General features: G+C 33.1%; 22 protein-coding genes. 3 read left to right on the top strand and 19 right to left on the bottom strand.

Annotated features, from left to right (window positions below):
- Positions 1–58: 58 nt before the first annotated feature.
- Genes HCAN_RS03265 through pheS form a run of 4 tightly spaced genes read right to left on the bottom strand, consistent with a single transcriptional unit; the run spans position 59 to position 5,548 of the window.
- Complete coding sequence (locus HCAN_RS03265; protein ID WP_006655313.1) at positions 59–883, bottom strand: 4-hydroxy-3-methylbut-2-enyl diphosphate reductase; 825 nt, start codon at positions 881–883, stop codon at positions 59–61.
- Positions 874–2,184, bottom strand: coding sequence for a 3-phosphoshikimate 1-carboxyvinyltransferase (gene aroA, locus HCAN_RS03260; protein WP_006655312.1), 1,311 nt, complete (start codon positions 2,182–2,184; stop codon positions 874–876). Before aroA ends, HCAN_RS03265 begins: the two co-directional genes overlap by 10 nt.
- Positions 2,181–4,556 (bottom strand): phenylalanine--tRNA ligase subunit beta, encoded by a 2,376-nt coding sequence (gene pheT, locus HCAN_RS03255; RefSeq protein ID WP_006655311.1) that lies wholly within the window; start codon positions 4,554–4,556, stop codon positions 2,181–2,183. The genes aroA and pheT overlap by 4 nt, the downstream gene beginning before the upstream one ends.
- Positions 4,553–5,548, bottom strand: a complete 996-nt coding sequence (pheS, locus tag HCAN_RS03250) for a phenylalanine--tRNA ligase subunit alpha (protein WP_006655310.1) — start codon at positions 5,546–5,548, stop codon at positions 4,553–4,555. The genes pheT and pheS overlap by 4 nt, the downstream gene beginning before the upstream one ends.
- Before the next feature lie 137 nt (positions 5,549–5,685).
- Here pheS and HCAN_RS03245 point away from each other — a divergent pair, with 137 nt between their 5' ends.
- A complete protein-coding gene (locus HCAN_RS03245) occupies positions 5,686–6,066 on the top strand; it encodes a histidine triad nucleotide-binding protein (protein ID WP_006655309.1) in 381 nt (126 codons plus the stop codon).
- A gap of 11 nt (positions 6,067–6,077) precedes the next feature.
- Here HCAN_RS03245 and HCAN_RS03240 read toward each other — a convergent pair whose 3' ends face one another.
- Genes HCAN_RS03240 through tatB form a run of 8 tightly spaced genes read right to left on the bottom strand, consistent with a single transcriptional unit; the run spans position 6,078 to position 11,467 of the window.
- Positions 6,078–7,445 carry a type IV pili methyl-accepting chemotaxis transducer N-terminal domain-containing protein gene (locus HCAN_RS03240; protein ID WP_006655308.1) on the bottom strand — a complete coding sequence of 456 codons (1,368 nt, stop codon included), beginning with the start codon at positions 7,443–7,445 and terminating at the stop codon, positions 6,078–6,080.
- Complete coding sequence (locus tag HCAN_RS03235) at positions 7,442–8,092, bottom strand: Crp/Fnr family transcriptional regulator (RefSeq protein ID WP_006655307.1); 651 nt, start codon at positions 8,090–8,092, stop codon at positions 7,442–7,444. The genes HCAN_RS03240 and HCAN_RS03235 overlap by 4 nt, the downstream gene beginning before the upstream one ends.
- On the bottom strand, positions 8,080–8,448 hold the full coding sequence (locus tag HCAN_RS03230) for a hypothetical protein (RefSeq protein WP_006655306.1): 369 nt from the start codon (positions 8,446–8,448) through the stop codon (positions 8,080–8,082). The genes HCAN_RS03235 and HCAN_RS03230 overlap by 13 nt, the downstream gene beginning before the upstream one ends.
- Complete coding sequence (locus HCAN_RS03225) at positions 8,449–8,667, bottom strand: PP0621 family protein (RefSeq protein WP_006655305.1); 219 nt, start codon at positions 8,665–8,667, stop codon at positions 8,449–8,451. It abuts the gene before it with no gap.
- Positions 8,661–9,233 (bottom strand): 16S rRNA (guanine(527)-N(7))-methyltransferase RsmG, encoded by a 573-nt coding sequence (rsmG, locus tag HCAN_RS03220; RefSeq protein WP_006655304.1) that lies wholly within the window; start codon positions 9,231–9,233, stop codon positions 8,661–8,663. Before rsmG ends, HCAN_RS03225 begins: the two co-directional genes overlap by 7 nt.
- Positions 9,230–10,270 (bottom strand): tRNA preQ1(34) S-adenosylmethionine ribosyltransferase-isomerase QueA, encoded by a 1,041-nt coding sequence (gene queA / locus HCAN_RS03215; RefSeq protein WP_034556430.1) that lies wholly within the window; start codon positions 10,268–10,270, stop codon positions 9,230–9,232. The genes rsmG and queA overlap by 4 nt, the downstream gene beginning before the upstream one ends.
- Positions 10,263–10,997 carry a twin-arginine translocase subunit TatC gene (gene tatC / locus HCAN_RS03210; RefSeq protein ID WP_006655302.1) on the bottom strand — a complete coding sequence of 245 codons (735 nt, stop codon included), beginning with the start codon at positions 10,995–10,997 and terminating at the stop codon, positions 10,263–10,265. The genes queA and tatC overlap by 8 nt, the downstream gene beginning before the upstream one ends.
- Positions 10,998–11,023: 26 nt before the next feature.
- Positions 11,024–11,467 carry a Sec-independent protein translocase protein TatB gene (tatB, locus tag HCAN_RS03205; RefSeq protein ID WP_006656788.1) on the bottom strand — a complete coding sequence of 148 codons (444 nt, stop codon included), beginning with the start codon at positions 11,465–11,467 and terminating at the stop codon, positions 11,024–11,026.
- Between the two features lie 120 nt (positions 11,468–11,587).
- Between tatB and HCAN_RS03200 the strand changes: the two genes are divergently transcribed.
- Positions 11,588–11,887 (top strand): hypothetical protein, encoded by a 300-nt coding sequence (locus tag HCAN_RS03200; RefSeq protein ID WP_006655300.1) that lies wholly within the window; start codon positions 11,588–11,590, stop codon positions 11,885–11,887.
- Here the strand turns inward: HCAN_RS03200 and HCAN_RS03195 are convergent.
- On the bottom strand, positions 11,884–12,180 hold the full coding sequence (locus tag HCAN_RS03195) for a YciI family protein (RefSeq protein ID WP_006655299.1): 297 nt from the start codon (positions 12,178–12,180) through the stop codon (positions 11,884–11,886). The two genes, HCAN_RS03200 and HCAN_RS03195, sit on opposite strands and share 4 nt — an antisense overlap.
- Before the next feature lie 43 nt (positions 12,181–12,223).
- Positions 12,224–12,841, bottom strand: a complete 618-nt coding sequence (locus tag HCAN_RS03190; RefSeq protein WP_006656787.1) for a thiamine phosphate synthase — start codon at positions 12,839–12,841, stop codon at positions 12,224–12,226.
- An 86-nt stretch (positions 12,842–12,927) separates the two neighbouring features.
- On the opposite strand from HCAN_RS03190, the gene hypF reads away from it, so the two are divergent.
- Positions 12,928–15,240 carry a carbamoyltransferase HypF gene (gene hypF / locus HCAN_RS03185; RefSeq protein WP_006655297.1) on the top strand — a complete coding sequence of 771 codons (2,313 nt, stop codon included), beginning with the start codon at positions 12,928–12,930 and terminating at the stop codon, positions 15,238–15,240.
- 23 nt (positions 15,241–15,263) lie between these two features.
- On the opposite strand, the gene HCAN_RS03180 is transcribed toward hypF, so the two are convergent.
- From HCAN_RS03180 to HCAN_RS03160, 5 genes are all read right to left on the bottom strand, one after another.
- Positions 15,264–16,106, bottom strand: coding sequence for a c-type cytochrome (locus HCAN_RS03180; protein WP_006655296.1), 843 nt, complete (start codon positions 16,104–16,106; stop codon positions 15,264–15,266).
- A 9-nt stretch (positions 16,107–16,115) separates the two neighbouring features.
- On the bottom strand, positions 16,116–17,345 hold the full coding sequence (locus HCAN_RS03175) for a cytochrome b (protein WP_006655295.1): 1,230 nt from the start codon (positions 17,343–17,345) through the stop codon (positions 16,116–16,118).
- Between the two features lie 9 nt (positions 17,346–17,354).
- Positions 17,355–17,858 carry a ubiquinol-cytochrome c reductase iron-sulfur subunit gene (gene petA, locus HCAN_RS03170; protein WP_006655294.1) on the bottom strand — a complete coding sequence of 168 codons (504 nt, stop codon included), beginning with the start codon at positions 17,856–17,858 and terminating at the stop codon, positions 17,355–17,357.
- Positions 17,859–18,041: 183 nt separating this feature from the next.
- Positions 18,042–18,392 (bottom strand): 50S ribosomal protein L17, encoded by a 351-nt coding sequence (rplQ, locus tag HCAN_RS03165; protein ID WP_006655293.1) that lies wholly within the window; start codon positions 18,390–18,392, stop codon positions 18,042–18,044.
- A 17-nt stretch (positions 18,393–18,409) separates the two neighbouring features.
- Positions 18,410–19,399, bottom strand: a complete 990-nt coding sequence (locus tag HCAN_RS03160) for a DNA-directed RNA polymerase subunit alpha (RefSeq protein WP_006655292.1) — start codon at positions 19,397–19,399, stop codon at positions 18,410–18,412.
- Position 19,400: the final 1 nt, after the last annotated feature.

The raw sequence follows: 19,400 nt of genomic DNA, 5'->3' as shown, positions 1-19,400 counted from the left end.
TTTAAAAATAAAATATTTCTATTTTAACCAAAATAGCCTTTTAAAAGTATTAAAAGTATCAATATTTTTGGATTGTTTCAACAACTTCATTAATAATCCAATTTGGAGTTGAAGCCCCAGCACTCACTCCACAGAGTTTTTTACCTTTAAACCATTCCCGATGTAATTCTTGAAAATCTTCTATTAAGTAACAATCCTCACAATACTCTTTGGAAATATTATAAAGCTGTTTTGTATTAGAGGAATTTTTTCCACCAACAATGACCATAATATCCACTTCTTTAGCAAGATTTCTTGCTGATTCTTGGTTATCAAAAGTGGCATTACAAATTGTGTTAAATACCCGACATTCCGAACAATGCCGAATCAAAAAATCCGCAATTTCTAAAAAAAGTTCAATATTTTTAGTAGTTTGAGAGATTAATGCGACTTTATCTGGAATTTTAGCTTTTTTGAGTGCTTCTAAACTCTCTACCACCAAAGGAATTGTCTTACAATAACTCATCACCCCTTTGACTTCAGGGTGTTTTTCATCACCAAAAATAATAATACCATAACCTTCATTGCTCATTTTTTCACAAATTTCTTGTGGCTTGGTAACAAAAGGACAAGTGGCATCAGTAATATTTTTTGTTTTCTCCTTTAATTTTTGCAAGTCTTCTTTTGTAATTCCGTGAGTGCGGATGATGACTTCAGCATCTTTGGGAATCTCTTGAATATTTTCATTAACAACCACATTGAATTTATCTTTTAATCGATTAATTTCTTTAGCATTATGTATTAATGGTCCTAGTGTGATTCCATTGGGCTTATTTTCAGCAAGCTTAATAGCACGCCTTACTCCAAAACAAAAACCATAGCTCTTAGCCAATTTTACTTGCATTCTTTTTTCTCCACCTGCGTGATCTTACTTAGAATCTCTAAGAAATTTGGGAATGAAATGTTAATATATTCCGCTTGAGTTATCTCCATTCCATTTTTTAATCCTGCAATTGCAAAACTCATTGCAATTCTATGATCCCCATAGCTAGAAACTTCCGCTCTTTGTATCTCTCCACCTTTGATCTCAAATCCATCCTCTAATTCGTTTGCTTCAATTCCACAAAGCTTCAAATTCTCTACCACCGCTTTGATTCTATCAGTTTCTTTAACACGCAATTCCTTGGCATTTTTTACTCTACTTATCCCTTTAGCGCAAGCCATTGCAATAGCTAAAGCAGGAATCTCATCAATCAACCACGAAATTTTCTCACTTACCTCAACACTTTGCAAACTTTGTGGTGAAAAAATCTCAATATCACCGATACTTTCATAGGTATTTGAAGTTTCTTTATAGATGATTTTTACACCCATTTTTTCCAAGATTCTAAAAGCTTCAATACGAGTTGGATTTAATAAGATATTTTTTAGCACAAGATGAGAATTTGGCATAATAGCAGCCGCTAAGGCAAAGAAAAAAGCACTTGAAGGATCAGCTGGAATCTCCATTATAAGTGGCTTAAGCTTTTGCTTTAAAGGGGATAGGCGTATCTCCACTTCACCCATTCCATTCATTTTACTTTCAAGCTCTACACCCATTCCACTTAGCATTCGTTCAGTATGATCACGGCTAAGCTCAGGTTCTCTATATCTTGAATCACCCTTTGCAAAAAGCCCGCTTAGCAATAAAGCCGATTTTACTTGCGCACTTGGAATCTGGCTTGTATAATCAAAAGATTGTAAATTTCCATTTCCCACTACGACAAGCGGTGCTAGATTCCCATCTTCTCGACCCAAAATTACAGCCCCAATGCTTCTTAATGGCAACACAACGCGTTTCATAGGGCGTTTATTCAAATAACAATCCCCACTTAAAACAAACAAGCCCTTTTGCGCACTAAGCAATCCCAAATAAAGCCTAATGGCTGTTCCTGCATTACCACATTCTAAAATACTCTTTGGTTCTTGAATGCTTGGTGGTGGAGTTAGCACCATTTCATTGCCTTCTTCCCTCACTTCCAAACCAAGCCTTTTGGCAATATTTAAGCTATCTAGTGTATCTTCGCCTTTAAGATAATTACGAATCAAGGAAGGCTTATCACTCAAAAGCGAAAAAATTGCACAACGATGCGAAATAGACTTATCTGCGGCAATCTCTCGTATCTCAAGATCAAAACTTGATGCACTTAGAACTCTTAAAATCATCGCAATATTACCTTATGATTCTGCACTAATGCTTCTAAAACTTGCTCCATTGCACTAGCAATATCTTTTTCTTCCAAAGTTTTGTGATGCGATTGAAGTTCAAAGCGAATGGTTAAGCTAATTGATTCTTTGAGATTATCATCCCTATAAATATCAAGAGGATAAAAACTCACAATAATTGGAATATTTAGATGTGAAATAGTCTCTTTTAAACAATAATAAGGAATAGATTTATCTACAACCACACTCAAATCTCGAGTGATTTTTTGGAATTTTGAATACATTTTAACTTGTGGATTCTTGCTAGAGAGTTTTTCTAAATCCACTTCACACAAATAAGTATCCTCTAATCCAAACTCCTCTGCAATTTGTGGATGAAGTGCTGAGAGAATACCAATTTCTTGATGATTGTAAATTATTTTTGCACATTGTCCTGGATGAAAAAGTGCTATCTTGCTTTTTGTTTCTTGCAATAAAAACTCTCCAATCACACGAGAGATTCTATTAGCAAAAGCAAAATAATTCCCTTTCATTCCTTTGGCATTAGGATAACGCTCTTCCATTGCTAATCCACTTTGCAAAAATGCAATTTTAGTGCTTTGATTGCGATTAGAATCATAAACTTCTCCCACTTCCATTAATGAAATCCCATTAAAACCATTGTTTTTATTCAATTGCGCTGCCTCAAGCAAACCTAAAAGCAAAGTAGTTCGCAAAGTATTTAATTCATTAGTAATAGGATTAAGTAATTCTAGCTCATCCTTTAAGACTTCAAAGCCATATTGTTGGAGTTTTTGTTTATCTTGGAAGACAAAATGCACACTCTCATTAAAATTTGCACCTATTGCTTTCTTTGCTAATTTTCGCTTAAAACAATAAAGATTTGATTCGGCATTATTTTGGTTACTTTGAATAAACACTAAAGGTTGGCTTGGAATCTCATCAATCCCAATAAATCTAATCACTTCTTCGGCGACATCTTGATAGCTTGAAATATCGTGTCTAAAAGGTGGTGGAGTTACCACAAGCAAATTTTCATCCATTGGAATCTCAATTTGAAATTCCAATGCCTGCAAAATTTGCACAACTTTTGTTCGCTCAAGTGTGATTCCAATAATCTTTGCTATCAAAGAAATATCAATAGTAATCGAATCGTTATTTTGTGCTATGATTAATTCTTGAGAATCGCTATACAAAACCACATCTTCACAACATAAAAGCTTACCCAATACATCAAAACCCATTTGCAAATTAGGATTACTACCCCTAGCAGTGCGTTGGAATACCTTAGGATCAACCTTAGATTTACTTTTAGTTTCCAAAACCTTTTGTGCGATAATTTTTGGCGGTATATAGCTTGCCTCCAAAATAACAAACTCTCTACCTTCTTTAAAATCTTTAAGACTTTCTTCACTTAAACAAGAGTGAATACCAATAACAGAAAGCTTTTTGCCATTATGATAAATACTCTCAAAACCCAATTCATCATTTTGGAGATTTAATATTACTTTATTTTCACCCGAAGCCTTGCCTAATTGACAAAATGTTTGTGGGTAAGCATTTAAAATTACCCCACTTACAAGTGTAGAAAAATTTAAAGCATTCAAAAGCCAATGATTTGCCAAAGAATCATTATAAGCCAAAAATAAACTCACACAAAGTGGAATTGTAATGGGCTCTGTTTCAATTGCACGATACAATAAAGAAGACTCATGACCTTTCTCTGCTGTAATCTGTAACACACGACCAATTCCTGGCGCATTTTCTGTGCTTTTTAGCGATTCTAGTGGCTTTCTTTCTAAATTAAGCGCCACACTTAAATCTCTAGCAATTCCAAGTAAACTCATACAATCTCCACGATTGGGAGTAACAGAAATCTCATAAACCTCATCATTAAAATGCGAATACTCTAAAAGTTCTTTCCCAATTTCTAATACACCAATACTTGCATCAAGTTCAACAATTCCATCATTAATAGCAGGGAATCCGAGTTCAGTTGTAGAACATAGCATACCGCAACTCTCTACTCCCCTTAACACCGCTTTTTTGATTGTAATTTGTGGCAAAACTGCCCCTTCTAGCGCAACAGCAACAAAAATCCCTGCTCTAGCATTGGGAGCACCACAAACAATTTGTCGCGTTTCGTAATTACCTTCACTTCCACTCACTGCAACTTGGCAAATATTTAATTTTGTGGCATCAGGGTGCTTTTGGCATTCTAAAATCTTACCTACTACAACCTTTTTTGGAGCACAAATATTTTGAAGCGATTCCACTTCCAAGCCAATTTTATTTAATGTTTTATACATTACCTCACTACTAATATTTTCTAAAGGTAAAAAATTTCCTAAAATACTTCTTGTAAATTTCATTGAAACTGCTCCAAAATCCTCAAATCACTTTCAAAAAATGCACGCAAATCTGGCACACTATAAGCCAACATTGCAAACCTCTCAACCCCTAATCCAAAAGCATAACCACTAACATTTTCATATCCAACTGCCTTAAATACATTTTCACTCACGCATCCACAACCAAGCACTTCTAACCAACCTGTGTGAGAGCAAACACGACAACCCTCTCCTTTGCAAAAAATACAACTCATATCCACTTCTGCACTAGGTTCGGTAAAAGGAAAATAGCTTGATCTAAATCGCACTTTTACATCCCCAAACATATATTTCAAAAAATCTTCCAAAATAAACTTCAAATTAGCAAAGCTCACCGAATCCTTACCATTCTCAACAACCAAGCCCTCCACTTGATGAAACATTGGCGTATGTGTCAAATCATAATCACATCGAAAAACATTTCCAGGGCAAATCATACGAATAGGAGGCTTTTGGGATTCCATTGTTCGAATCTGCACCGGCGAAGTGTGCGTCCTTAATAACTTTCCATCCTTAAAATAAAAAGTGTCTTGCATATCCCTTGCAGGATGATATTTAGGAAGATTTAGAGCTTCAAAATTATGAAAATCATCTTCCACCAAAGGTCCTGTTTTAATCATAAAATTCATACTTAAAAAATACTCTACAATTCTATCCAACATTAACATAATTGGATGATTTGAACCTTTAAAACTACAAGAGCTAAACAAAGAAACATCAATTTTTTGCGCTTGTAATTTTTCTTGCAATTCTTTAAAACTTAATTCTTCTTTTTTATTAGCCAATGCTTTTTCAAATTCCATTTTTAGCAAATTTAACTCTTTTGCCAAAGTCTTTTTTTGGGCTTCATCACAATTTTTTAATGCCGCAAATTTCGCAGTCAAACTCCCCTTTTTTCCCATCACCGAAATACGAATCTCTTCTAGTTCTGTGGTATTCTTAGCTTGATTAATTTTAGAAAATATCTCTTCCAATAGTTCCTTCCTGTTTCCTAAGTCGATTATTTTTAGCAATTGTAATAAAAAAATGATTTACTTTTCTTAATTTTTTAAAAAATACTGCATAAAATTAAGGTAAAATTCTAAAAAGACTTCTTAATAAAGGATTGCAAATGACTATTTTTGAAAAAATTATCAAAGGTGAAGCACCTTGCAATAAAGTTTTAGAAAATGAAGATTTTCTTGCTTTCCACGATATTGCTCCAAAAGCCCCCATTCATGTTTTAATTATCCCCAAAAAATTTGCTAAAGACTTCCAACAAGTAAGCCCCAAAGAAATGGCAGGAATGACAGAATTTATTCAAGAATGCGCTAAAACTCTAGGTTTAGATAAAAATGGTTACCGCATTATTAGCAATGTTGGAATCGATGGAGGACAAGAGATTCCTTATTTACACTTTCATCTTCTAGGGGGTGCTAAACTACGCTGGGATAATCTTGCACAAAATATTTCTGAACAACAAAGACTTGAAGAAGCCAAAAAGGGAATGTAGATTATCTCACTTCACTTTAATATTTTATTGTTTTCCTTTTCTTTGCAAGATTGCTCAATGTCTTGCAAAATTGCGTGGAGCTTTTCTAATAATCTTGCAACAACAATAAGTTGTTCGCTCGATTGAATCGCTATATCTTCACCTAAATTAATTGCATTTTCTATGCTTTTTCTTTTATTTTGGCTAATTTGCGCCATTTCCAATTTTTCTCTTATTTCTTCGCTAATTTCTAAAATCTCTCGACTAATATCATCACTCAATTCTTTAGCACGATTTGAAGTTTCTTTTGCCATATGAAATTTATTTAGAAATTTTGAAAGATTCTTTGAAGCAAGAGATAACTCGCTTTCTCCCTCTAGTTTGATAGCTTCTGCTAGATTCCCTTTAAAATCACCTTGGGCTAACATTTGGGTTTTTTTGACAAATTTTTTAAGATGAATGTGAATATTGAATAAATTTCTCATTGAATACAATGCCAAAAGCACCATAATAAAAGCTGCTACATATTGAAATTTCTCTAAATAAGAACGCGAATGGGTTGAAATATCTGAATAATAATTCACCATCCAATTAATTTGCTTTAGCAAATCCGTATTCTGCACAGCAATATTTTTTAAGTTTCCCACCATTTCCTCTTGTGTAACCATAGCACTTTGGAGATGCTGATAATAAACACTCCAAAATTCATAATTTGCTTTAATAGCCTTATAAATATTTGGATATTTTTGATAATTCTTATTGTAATAAAAATTTGAAATCACAGAATCATATAATTCACACACTTCCTTTAATTCGCGATAAGAAATACTATCCCATTGATTAGTGTAATGAATCAGTAAATAAGCCATTCTCTGAATAAGCATCCTTTGTTTGGCGGCTTCATCAATCACATTTTGTGGCATTTTTGCTTTCACCATAGCTTGAACAATATGATCTGAAAGCCTTAGAATCGCTAAATTATTATCCTCTAGGAAATTTCTATCGGTATAGATATTAAGTGCTTTTTTTTGAAAATCCTCCACTTCTTTTTTAAAAACCAGCCATTGACTTTCAATGGAATTAAGCTGCTTAATAATTGTTAAATTAGTCGATGCGTGAATATTTTTTTCCTGACTGCCATATTGTAAAATATCAAGATTACTCTCAAATTCCTTAATAGACTGATTTAATTCATCAAATCCCTGCTTATTTTGAGAATTAATCATAAAAACTTCTTTAGTAATTTTTTGGGTAAGCATTCTTTGTTTGCCCGCAATATTAATCAAATATCCATCTTGCAAACTTCTTTGATTAATCAAAATAACAGAACCTATCATAATCCCTACACAAATTGTTGTGATAATACCAATAACAATAAGACGCGTAACAATTTTTGTCATCTTGTATCCTGTTTAAAAATCATTTGGAGTTTATGTTGATCTAAAATTTCTATTTTTCCTGCTTGATTGGTTTCTATCACATTATCGCGATGCATTTTTTTTAAAATCCTTGAAAGTGTCTCGGGCTGAATATTCAAAAATGCTGCATTTTCTTGTTTTTTATGCGTGTTAAATTCCTCTAAATCATAATACAATGAATAAGCTACTTTAGCTGTGCTATCAAAAATCAATTCTTTCAAAACCACATTTTCAAAAACTTTAATCCTTTTTAACGCCTCTTTAAAAAACATTTTTAGAATCTGAGGATGAGAATCAAAAACTACTCGCAATCCTTCTATATCAAAACAAGCTACTAAAGAATCTTCCATACACTCCACATTCATAAAAGACACTAGATCTTTTGTATCATCATAATCATTCAATAAACCCTTTGTAGAAATCCCAAAAAATACTTCATTATCAAATCTATCCACTTTATAGATTTTCACGCTACCTTTAATTAAAAAATAAATTTCTCTAACTTCATCTTCTTCATAAAAAATAATTTCTTTCTTTTTATAATTTTTTAAGATAGCAATCTTGCTTAAAGCTTCTTGTGATTCTAAATCCAACTCACAAAATGGTTCAAACTCCCCTAAATTTTCCAAAAAATTACCCCATCAATCCCCGCTTTAGCAGCGTGCTCAATTTCATAGTCTAATGAAATACACAACAAAACCTTTGAATCAAACAAATAATTTTCAGCTAATTTTTGAATCTCTCTTGCATTCTCCAAATTTTCACAAATTAAAAATTTTACTCCAAGATTCACAAGCAATAACACTTCCGTAAGATTCTTAACCACACTGGCATATTCTACTGCATTTTCATAACAAAATTTTGCCAACTCTAAATTCCCATTAATCACTAAAAATTCATTAGGCAAAGTCTTTTTAACCGCTTCTATTGAATCCACACAAACAATTTTTAAAGGATTAACAAGCTTATGATTTAAAATCAGCATTTAAGACCTCTCTAAACATTCTTTAGAACAATAATACTCGCCATTACTAATGATTGCCTCTTTAGAAGAAATATAAGTGCCACATTTTTTGCACTCTAGCATAATCTCTTCGTGATTAGTTTTTTTTGAGTGAGTTTCTTGTGTGCTTTTAGAACCAATTTTTCGAACAAAAAAATAAACGCCAACTATCAATAAAATAATTAATAAAAACTTCAACATATTGCCTCCCCTTTTATCACTAGATAATTCCTAAAATCTTTTTGGAAACGCTCATATTCCAATCCTTGCGGAATCTCATTTTCCACCAAAGAACCCTTATAAAGTAAAATTAAGCTCTCTCTCCCAATAATTGATTTTGTCTTTTTTAAAAAATCTTCCACGCTAAAAGTCGCTCTTGAAGTAATTAAATCTGGCTTTTTATCTAGCTTAACTTCCTCCACTCTCTGGCGTAAGATCATAAAATTTTTTAATCCCAATTGCGATTTAAGATTCTGCAAAAAAGCAGCTTTTTTTGCATTAGGCTCACATAGCACAACTTCGATTCCAAGTGCAATTCCTAAAGCAACTGCTGGAAATCCATTTCCACTTCCCACATCAAAAAGCTTCGTTTTATTCCTTAAAACTTCGCCTAAAAACTCTAAAGGATATAAAGAATCTTGAATATTTTTATAAACACTCTGCAAATCCCTAGCCCCACTTAAGCTATGAATCCCATTCCATTCTAAAAGCAATTTTGCATAAGTTTCTAAAGCCTGATTGGCTTGTGTTGTTAAAATAAAACTCATAGCACCAACATTCCATCACCATAGGAATAAAAGCGGTATTTTTCTTCAATGGCTTGTTTATAAATTCTCTTTGTTTCCTCCAATCCCACAAATGAAGCAACAAGCATTAATAAAGTTGTTTTAGGTAAGTGAAAATTTGTCAGCAAAGCATTTGTAATAATTGGCTTATTTTGCGGATGCAAAAACAAATCACATTCTCCCTGTGTTTGTTTGGTGCGAGCAAAATACTCCACTACCCTTGTTGCAGTCGTCCCAATAGCAGTAATATGTGAGACTTTTTTGATTTTCTCTACACTCTCTTTAGGTATCACGAAAGTTTCTTGGTGCATTTTATGCTCCAAAATATTCTCTGTGCTCACTCCAATAAAAGTTCCTGCGCCAACATGTAAAGTCACAAAAGCACTTTCAAAATCTCTTTGCAATGCTTTAAAAGCCTCTTGATTAAAATGCAAGGAAGCCGTTGGAGCAGCAATAGCTCCAACATTCTTAGCAAAAACAGAATTATAATTCACCCTATCTTCTTGATTATCCTCACGCTTAATATAAGGCGGCAAGGGAATATGCCCAAACTGCTCTAAAAAGTCAAAAAATTCTTGGCGACTTAGGGGAAGCAAACATTTTTCATCTCTAAAAAATGAGACTTCCTTAAACCCCATTCCGCAATCTTTAAGAATTTTTGCAAAAACCCCAACAAACTCAACAATATTTCCTATTTTTAATCGCCCTTTTAATTGCATTAAATATAAATTTTCCATTATTTCTTTATGAAATAAAGCTTCTATTTTTCCACCACCCAAAGCCTCTTTTTGTAATTTTTTACCATAGATTCTAGCTGGAATCACTTTAGTATCATTAAAAACAAGTAGAGTTTCTTTTGGTAAAAACTTCGCAAAATCTCTAAAGGTCGTATGTGTGATAGAGTGATCTTTTCTATCATAGACTAAAAGTCTGGCATTTTCTTGAGGCATTATTGGATTTAAAGCAATGAGTTCTTTAGGGAGATCATAATCATAACTCTCCAACAATAATTCATTCATTCTCATCTTGCTCATTTTTATAAGGATTAACTAATTTGGCAATAACAATAGATAATCCATAAAGAAAAACTAAAGGAATTGCCATTAAAAATTGAGAAAGAATATCTGGAGGAGTAAGAATAGCTGCCAAAATAAAAATAAAAATAATGGCATATTTAAAATAATCTTTTAAAGTCTTATCCGTAACTAGTCCAATTTTTGCCAAAAAAAATGTAATCACAGGGAATTCAAAGGAAATTCCAAATCCCACCATTAATTTTGCAAAAAATCCAACATAATCCCCAATACTTGGAAGTGCAGTAAAAAGTTGGCTACCAAAATTAATCAAATAATGAAAACCAATTGGAAAAGCTACATAATATGCAAACGCACAACCACACAAAAAGAAAAAGGTTCCAAAAATCACAAAGGGAACAACAAGCTTTTTTTCATTGTCATAAAGACCTGGTGCTACAAATGCCCAAATCTGCCAAAATATAACAGGTAAAGCAAAAATAAACCCACTAAAAAAAGCAACCTTAATAGCTGTAAAAAATGCCTCTCCAACTTGAGTAAAAATAACACTTTCACGCCCCTTAGGCAAAGCGGCACTCAAAGGAGCCACCATCCAATCTAAAATAATCTCCCAAAAATAAAAAGAAATTAAAAAAGTTGTCAAAAGTGCTAAGGTAATTACGATTAAACACTTGCGTAAATCTTGAATATGTGGCTTTAAATCTTCAAACATTATAATCTCACTTTCTTCTTAACTAATTAACCATTAATAACTTTCTCTTCGCTCTTCACATCTTCTTTAAAGCTTAAAGTCTGCTTTGTTTGTGAAGGCTTAATCCCCTCTTTAAAATTAGAAGTTGGCAGAGTATTAACATTTGGAGCAAGGGGCGATTCTTTTGTTTCTGAAGTTTGCGGCTTTTGTTCTTCCTCAAAATCCAAAGAAGAAAGCTCTTTTAAATCCATTTCTTTTGTGAAGTTCTCCACTCCTTGTGTGAGACTATTTTTATATGCTAAAGCTTCTTCTTTAATTTTATTTAGATTGACTTCTCTATCTAAGCTTTCTTTGGCATCATCCATTGTTTTCTTAACCGCTTTAATAAACTTTGCAACATCAACCAAGGCTTTAGGCAATTTCTCAGGACCTAAAAAAATAATTGCCACTGCTGCAATTACTAAAATTTCAAAAAATCCCATTCCAAACATTGATAATTTTCTGCCTTTTTGCTTTTTATTTTTTGTAAGGATAAATTTTATCTAATTTTGGAATAAAGTGTGCTTAGAGTCTTTAAAATTATTAAAGTTCATTTGTATGGGGAATCGATAATGAAAAAATTTCTTGTTGTTATAATGCTTGGAGTAGGATTTTTGCTAAATGGTTGCATTTCTCCCAAAACCGATGCTTTTTTAGTCGGTGCTGGACTTGGTGCAGGGGTAACTTACTACTTTTTAAATGGAGGAAAAATCGATGGAATTAGCAAAAATTCTCTCTCTAATTCCCTTCAAAATTCCTCGAAGCAAAATATTGCAGACACTTCAATACCTTCTGAGCTAGAGTGGTATTATTTTGATAGAGATTTATATGAACAAACCCTGCTTAATCAAAAACAATCTCCAGTCCGCTAAACCAAAAAATCCTTTAAGAAGTCTTGGTGCAAAACAGGTTCAAACTCTAAAATTTCATATTTTGCAACATTCTGTAAATAAAAAGGATCTTGTTTTGTAAAATTAATCGCCGCTTCTTTATTGTCAAATTGCCCAACAATGATTCCACCTTTGCGAGGATTTTGAGGACCACTTGCTAAAAGATTCCCACTTGCATAACCGGTTTTAAGATATTCTCTATGAGAGGCAAGAATTTTTTCGATCTCCGCTAACTCTTTTGTGTAAGTTACAAGAATTATAAATAAATTTTTCATTGTTTTCCTTTTTTGTCTTTTTGTTTTTCATTATAACACTATTTCAAAGGTTTTTCCAATTTCTCTTAAGATTATCAATATTTTTAATAATATCTCCCTTCCAAATGCTACTAATACACGCTACCATATCTACATTTTGCAATTGATGAATATTTTGCTGATTAATTCCGCCAATAGCACATTTTTTAATCCCTTGAATCTTTTGAAATAAATCTAGAGAAATCACCTTAGCCTGTGTTTTTGTCGGAGAAGCAAAGCAAGATCCAAAAGCAATATAATCTGCCCCAATCTCTTTGGCATTTTGCGCTAACTGCAAATCCCCATAACACGAAATACCCAAAATCCCCCCATAACTTTTGCGAATCATATACAATTCTTCCAAACTATAAGGATGCACTTCCTGCTTTTTTCCTATATGCAAACCCTTTGTTTGAAGTTTCATTGCAAGCTCGATTCTGTCATTTAATACAAACAAAATCTGCTCTTGTTCGCAATAATCCATTAATTCTGCTACCAAAGATTCGATTTGATTATCTTGATGGCTTTTATCGCGAAATTGAAAAATACTAATCCCGCCTTCAATAGCCTTTTGCAACATTGCAAAAATCTCTTGATAGGGCGTAAGGATTTCATCACTAATGGCATAAATTCCCTGCAACATTACAAACCTCCAAATATTACTCAAAAGCTCTAAAAGTAAAATTTTAACCTTGTTTTAATCCATTTTTGCTTATGCTTCAAAAAATAATGGAAAAAACCTATATTCTAAACTTAACCGGCATTGTTCAAGGGGTTGGATTCCGCCCTTTTGTATATAAAATCGCAACACAAAATCATTTAAAGGGATATGTATTAAACAATAACCAAGGCGTAGAAATACTTGTCCAAGGTAATGAAAAGAAGTTAGAAAAATTCTTTAATGATTTAAAAAATCCCCCTAAAGCTGCCAAGATTATCTCTATCTCCAAAAAGCTAATCCAAACAAAAAAAACTTTCTCTACTTTTTTAATCCAAGAAAGTCAAGCTCACTCCATAAAAACTGCTACCATTCCTGCTGATATTGCTTTATGTGAATCTTGCAAACAAGAATTTCTTGATCCCAAAAATCATCGCTTCCTTTATCCCTTTATTAGCTGCACAGATTGCGGAGGAAGATACAGTCTTATTTCAGTACTTCCCTATGATAGAAAAAATACCGCTATGCATTCCTTTGTTATGTGTGAAAGCTGCCAAAAAGAATACAATGACAAAACTTCAAGACGATTTCATTCTGAAATTAATTGCTGCCCTACTTGTGGTCCGCAACTTTTTTTTACTGATGAGCTTAATTATCAAGGCAATTTTCTCCCTGATTCTCAAATTCACTCTCACTTAGCCAAACAAGATTCTCCTATCAAAAGTGCGCTTAAGGCTCTCAAAGAAGGCAAAATTTTAGCACTTAAAGGTATTGGCGGTTATGCTTTAATCTGCGATGCGACTAATGCTAATTCAATCAAAGCTTTAAGGGAAAGAAAGAATCGCCCCAAAAAGCCATTTGCTTTAATGTGTAAAAATATTCAAATGGCTAAGAATTACGCTTATTTAAATTCTCAAGCAATAGCGATGCTTAACTCAAGTATTTCTCCTATCGTGCTAAGTTATTCCAAAACTAAAGCAAATCTCCCCCTCTCTCTTATTGCACCAAACCTTTCAACCCTAGGAATCATACTTCCCTATTCTGGCTTACACCATTTGCTTTTTCATTCCATTGATTTTCCTTTAGTTTTTACAAGCGCCAATATAAGCGGAGAACCCATTATTAAAGATTGTTATAGTGTTATTCAAAAGCTTCAAAATGTCTGTGATGGAATTTTATCTTACAATCGAGATATTTTAAACCCAATTGATGATAGTCTTGTAAGAATACTAGGCAAAAAGACACAAGTTTTAAGACGAGCTAGGGGATATTTATCAGATATTCCACTGCAAACGCCACATCATACTAAAGATTTTATCGCTCTTGGTGCTCAGCAAAAATCTACTTTTTGTCTCAATCTACATAATAAACTTTTTTTAAGTCCGCATTTAGGAGATTTAGATAATCTTGAATCAATCAACAATTTCAAACAAAATCTTTCGCTCTTTAGCCAACAATATCAAGCTAAAATCCATACATTTTGCGGAGATTTACATCCAAATTACACACAAAGGGAATTTTTAAATGGTAGTGATTCACATTTTATCCAACACCATTTTGCACACCTTCTTTCAAATGTCGCGGAAAATAAAATTAAACAAGAAGTTTTGGGAGTTATTTTTGATGGCACAGGCTATGGACTAGATGGAAATATTTGGGGTGGTGAGTTTTTATTTTACGACCACAAAAAACCACTTAACTTTAAGCGAAAAGCTTTTTTTGCCCCTTTTAAGCTCTTAGGCGGAGAAATGGCAATCAAAGATACACGGAGATTAGGCATAGAGGCTTTATTTATCGCCTTTGGAAATGATTACAAAAACTTAAATTTGCCGCTTCTTAATAGTTTAAAAAAAGACTATGGAGAAAATATCATTAATTTTTTCTATAAACAACACCAAAATGCTCAAAGTTACACTTGCAATTCAGTAGGTAGAATCTTTGATATGGTGGCTTCTTTATGCAATCTCATAGAAAAAACAAGCTATGAAGGTGAAGGGGGAATGGTTCTTGAATCACTTGCTTATAAGGCATTAAAGCATAAAAAACAAGCCAAAATCTATCCTTTTAGAATTTCAAAAAATATTATTTTTTGGGAATCTATCATACAAGAAATTTACCAAGATCTACAAAACCACATTCCCCTAGAAAATATTGCTCTAAACTTTCACCAAACTCTTGCAAATATTATTAGTATTATTGCTCAAAAATATTCAACAATTCTCTTAAGTGGCGGCTGCTTTCAAAACGCAATTCTTACCAAACTCACTCTTAAAGCACTCAAAGGAAAAAAAGTTTTTTTAAATGGGGAAATACCCTGTAATGATGGAGGGATTAGCTTTGGTCAAACTTATTATATGAGGTTAAAAACTAGTCAGAAACACTAAGTTTCTACTAGCTTTTAAGATTCTTAATGGGCATCACGCCAAATTTTTCGTTTCCATAAATAAGCAACAATTCCCATAAATACCATAAAGACAACTAACTTCCAACCCAATGATTCTCTTTCTGCTTTTTTACTATCACCTACACTTTCCATATAGGCAATCACTTGGTTTTCTGCTTGTTCTGTCAATCCAACTCTAGGCATTGCAGTTCCTGCCAATCTTTTTTGCGGATCATTAACAAAGGTGTGCAAATACTCTAAATTACGACTTCGAATCATCATTGATAAATCAGGCACTTTTGTCTCTAAATAAGTCTTTAATCCACCATTTGCTGACCATTTATCATATTTCATATCATGACATCTTCCACACGCATCAATAAAGACTTCTTTATTTGTCATTTCTTTTGGTGCAATGCTCTGCAAATATGCCACAACATCTGCTATTTCTTGATCGCTCATCCAATCATATGCTGGCATAGGATGATTGCCACTAAATTTATGAGTTTGTTTAGTTGCTGTTGCAATATTTTTAATAGCATTACCTAAGAAATTTTTATCATAAATCAATCCTGCACTAGAAAGATCTGGAGGAACTACCCCATAAGCCGCCAATGCATCTTCAGGAGAAAATGGCATTTCCATACCTTCTGCCTTAATGGAGTGACACGCAACGCAATTAGCCACAACAATTTCTTTACCATTTGCAGCATTTCCTTCTTGTGCTTCAAGTGGTTTTAAATCTGAAAAAGTATAGTCTGCAGGAGCGACTTTGGGATACATTTGCCCATGTGCAAAAGGCTCTACACCCCAATAAATGACACCTGTAACAATAACTACTACAATTAATGCTAAGAATTCTTTCATTCCAACTCCTTAACTATTCTTTTTATTTTCTAGTTTTGTAATGATAGGCAACACTACAAACAATAATGCAAAGAATGCAATAGTAACTGCAAAACCAATATAGGCATTAATCCCTGTTGGAGGCAATTTACCATAGATTGTTAAAATAATCATATCAATGACCAATAACCAGAACCATACCATAAATGCTGGACGCTTATGAGCTGGAGCAACAACATTGCTTCTATCTAACCAAGGCAAAAGCATAAAAATTACATTAGCAATACCAAATGCAATTAATCCTAAATCTGCGCTAAAGAAAAATCCTCTTAAAATTTCATAACTCCATAAAAAATACCATTCTGGATAAATATGCGGAGGAGTTTTCAAATGATCGGCTGGATCAAAATTGATAGGATCAAGTGCAAAACTATAATGATAACAAGTCAAATAAAATAAAATAGCCAAAAAGAAACTTGCCACAAAGAAATCTTTCGATAAGAACATTGGCCAAAAAGGAATGACTTTTGACTCTTTTTTATTTCCTGCTTTAAACTTCTCTGCTTCTTTTTCAAAATCAATTTCTTCTCCATAAGCATTATTTACATGTGGAATTCTTAAAGCATAGAAATGGATAGCAATGACAATCATAATAACAACAGGCAATAACACAACATGCAACATAAAAAATCGCGTTAAGGTCGCATCTGCAACAATAAAATTGCCTCTAATCCAAACAACTAAATCTGGACCAATCACTGGAATTCCACCAAAAAGATTAGTAATAACTGCTGCTGCCCAATAACTCATTTGTCCCCATGGTAGCATATAACCACTAAATGCTTCAGCAGAAAATAATCCAAAAAGAACCATTCCAGTAATCCAAATCATTTCTCTACCGCGTTTGTAAGATCCATAATAAATTGCTACAAACATATGAATATAGATAATCAAGAAACAAACTGAAGCACTTACTGCATGCAAATGTCTCCACAACCAACCATATTTTACTTCTTGCATAATAGTGTAATTTACACTATCAAAAGCTAATTTTGTATCTGGCTTATAATACATTAACAAAAATAAACCCGAAATAACCAAAAGTGTAAATAATACAACCAAAACAATACCCATTGCCCATAAAAAATTAATGTTTTTAGGAATCCAATACTCCGTCATCAAAACTTTCATTAAAGGCTTTATGGCAAGTCTTTTATCCAACCAATCCACAATACCATTTGCTTTTTCTATCTGCGCCATTAAAACTCCTTATGCCTTCCCTACTAATTTTAAATACTCTGGTCCTTCTTCACCTAACACAAGTTTTTGCCCATCAATTTTGAAAGGCGGAATTGCCATAGGAGTTGGAGGTGGTCCAAAAATATTTCTACCACAGGCATCAAATCTACCTCCATGGCAAGCACAATGAAATTCTGTTGTAGCAGAATCATAAGAAGGAATACAGCCAAGGTGTGTGCAAATTTGAATCCCTAAGCTATAATCTGCATTTCCAACAACAACATCTCTTTCTTCACATTTTTTCATTTCTGCGGTTTTTTTAATCACATACACTGGAGTTCCTCGATATTCTACTTGTCGATACTCACCCTCTTGCATTGTGCTTAAATCAATAGTTGTAAAACCAGCTGAAACTACACTTGGCAAAGGATCCCAAGAAGACTTCATTGCAACTAATGATGCACCAGCACCCACAACAGCAATCGCTCCAAGAGTCATACCAAGGAAATCCCTACGATTGACATTTTCTGCCATCTATTTCCTCCTAATTACTTAATAAAATCATTTTATTGTTTGACAAAACTTTGTATTTTAGCATAGGAAAACTTTAATTTTTTGTAAGATTAGAAGAAATTTTTAAAATAAAGTAAAAAATAATTATAATTTACACAATATCTAAAAGAAATTAGCAATAAGAGAACTTATTGCTATTCCACATTACACTAACTCTATAAATGCCATAGGGGCAGCATCACCTGTTCTTACTCTTGTCTTAATAATTCTTGTATAACCACCATTTTTACCAACATACTTTGGCGCAATTTCTTTCACAAGTTTTTTTACAGATTCTTTATGTTGTAAATGGGAAAAGACTAAGCGATGTGCCATAGAATCATTTGTTCTAGCTTTTGTTAAAAGCTTTTCAAAATAACTTTGCAATTCCTTTGCTTTTGGAAGCGTTGTTTCAATTTTACCGCTTGCAATCAAAGCAATTGAAAGATTTTTTAATAAAGCTTTTCGATGAGAGGAAGTTCTACCAAGCTTTCTGTATCCGTGTTTATGTCTCATTTCTTATTCCTTTTTTCTTAATTAGAAAATTTTTTCTTAAGAATTTGCATTAAATCTTCTGAAATCTCTCGATTAACAGGATATCCTAACTCATCAAGTTTAGCTGTAATTTCATCTAAAGATTTTTTACCTAAATTCTTAATATTCTTAATTTGTTCTTCATTTAATAAAACTAATTCACCTAAATATTTAATGCCTGATCGGTCCAAACAATTAAAACATCTCGCACTAAAATTTAGACTATCAATGGTTTGCGATAATACTTTTAATTCAGGACGCTCCTCTTCAGAAATAGCCACTTCTGGAATCTCTATATTTAACTCTGAATTAAAAATGGACATTTGTTTATGCATCACGCTCAAAGCATTTTTAAAAGCAGTTAAAGGATCCACTTGTCCATCAGTTTGAATCTCAAAAATTACTTTTTCATAATTTGGATCATCTTCTAAAAGCATATTTTCTGTTGCATAAGTCGCACTTGTCACTGGAGTGAAATACGCATCAAGTGGCATAAAACCCTCTGGAACATTAGCACGAATCTCCTCGCTTGGAACATAACCGATACCCTTATAAATTACAATAGAAAAAGATAAGGTCGCATCTTTATTGATAGTAGCCAAATGCACATCAGGAGTTACAACTTCTACAAGATCATTAGACAAATCTGCACCTGTAATTACTTTTGGTCCATTAAATGTATAATCAACACTAACACTATCACTATCATCTTTAATTTTAAAACGAATAGTCTTTAAATTAACAATGAATTGAGAAACATCTTCTGTTACACCACGCACCGAATCAAACTCATGAGCAACTCCAGCAATATGTAAAGCAACCGGTGCAAATCCAACAGAACTTCCAAGCAACAAGCGTCTCAAAGGGTGTGCCAAAGTAATAGCATACCCATTTTCAAATGGATATGCAGTAATTTGAACCTTATTCACACCAACTTCTTTAACTTCAATTTTTGTTGGAATATGAGGAGAAGTTTTAATACTTTTCATA

Source organism: Helicobacter canadensis MIT 98-5491 (assembly GCF_000162575.1).
Lineage (GTDB): Bacteria > Campylobacterota > Campylobacteria > Campylobacterales > Helicobacteraceae > Helicobacter_D > Helicobacter_D canadensis.
This window is presented reverse-complemented; position numbering and strand designations above follow the sequence as displayed.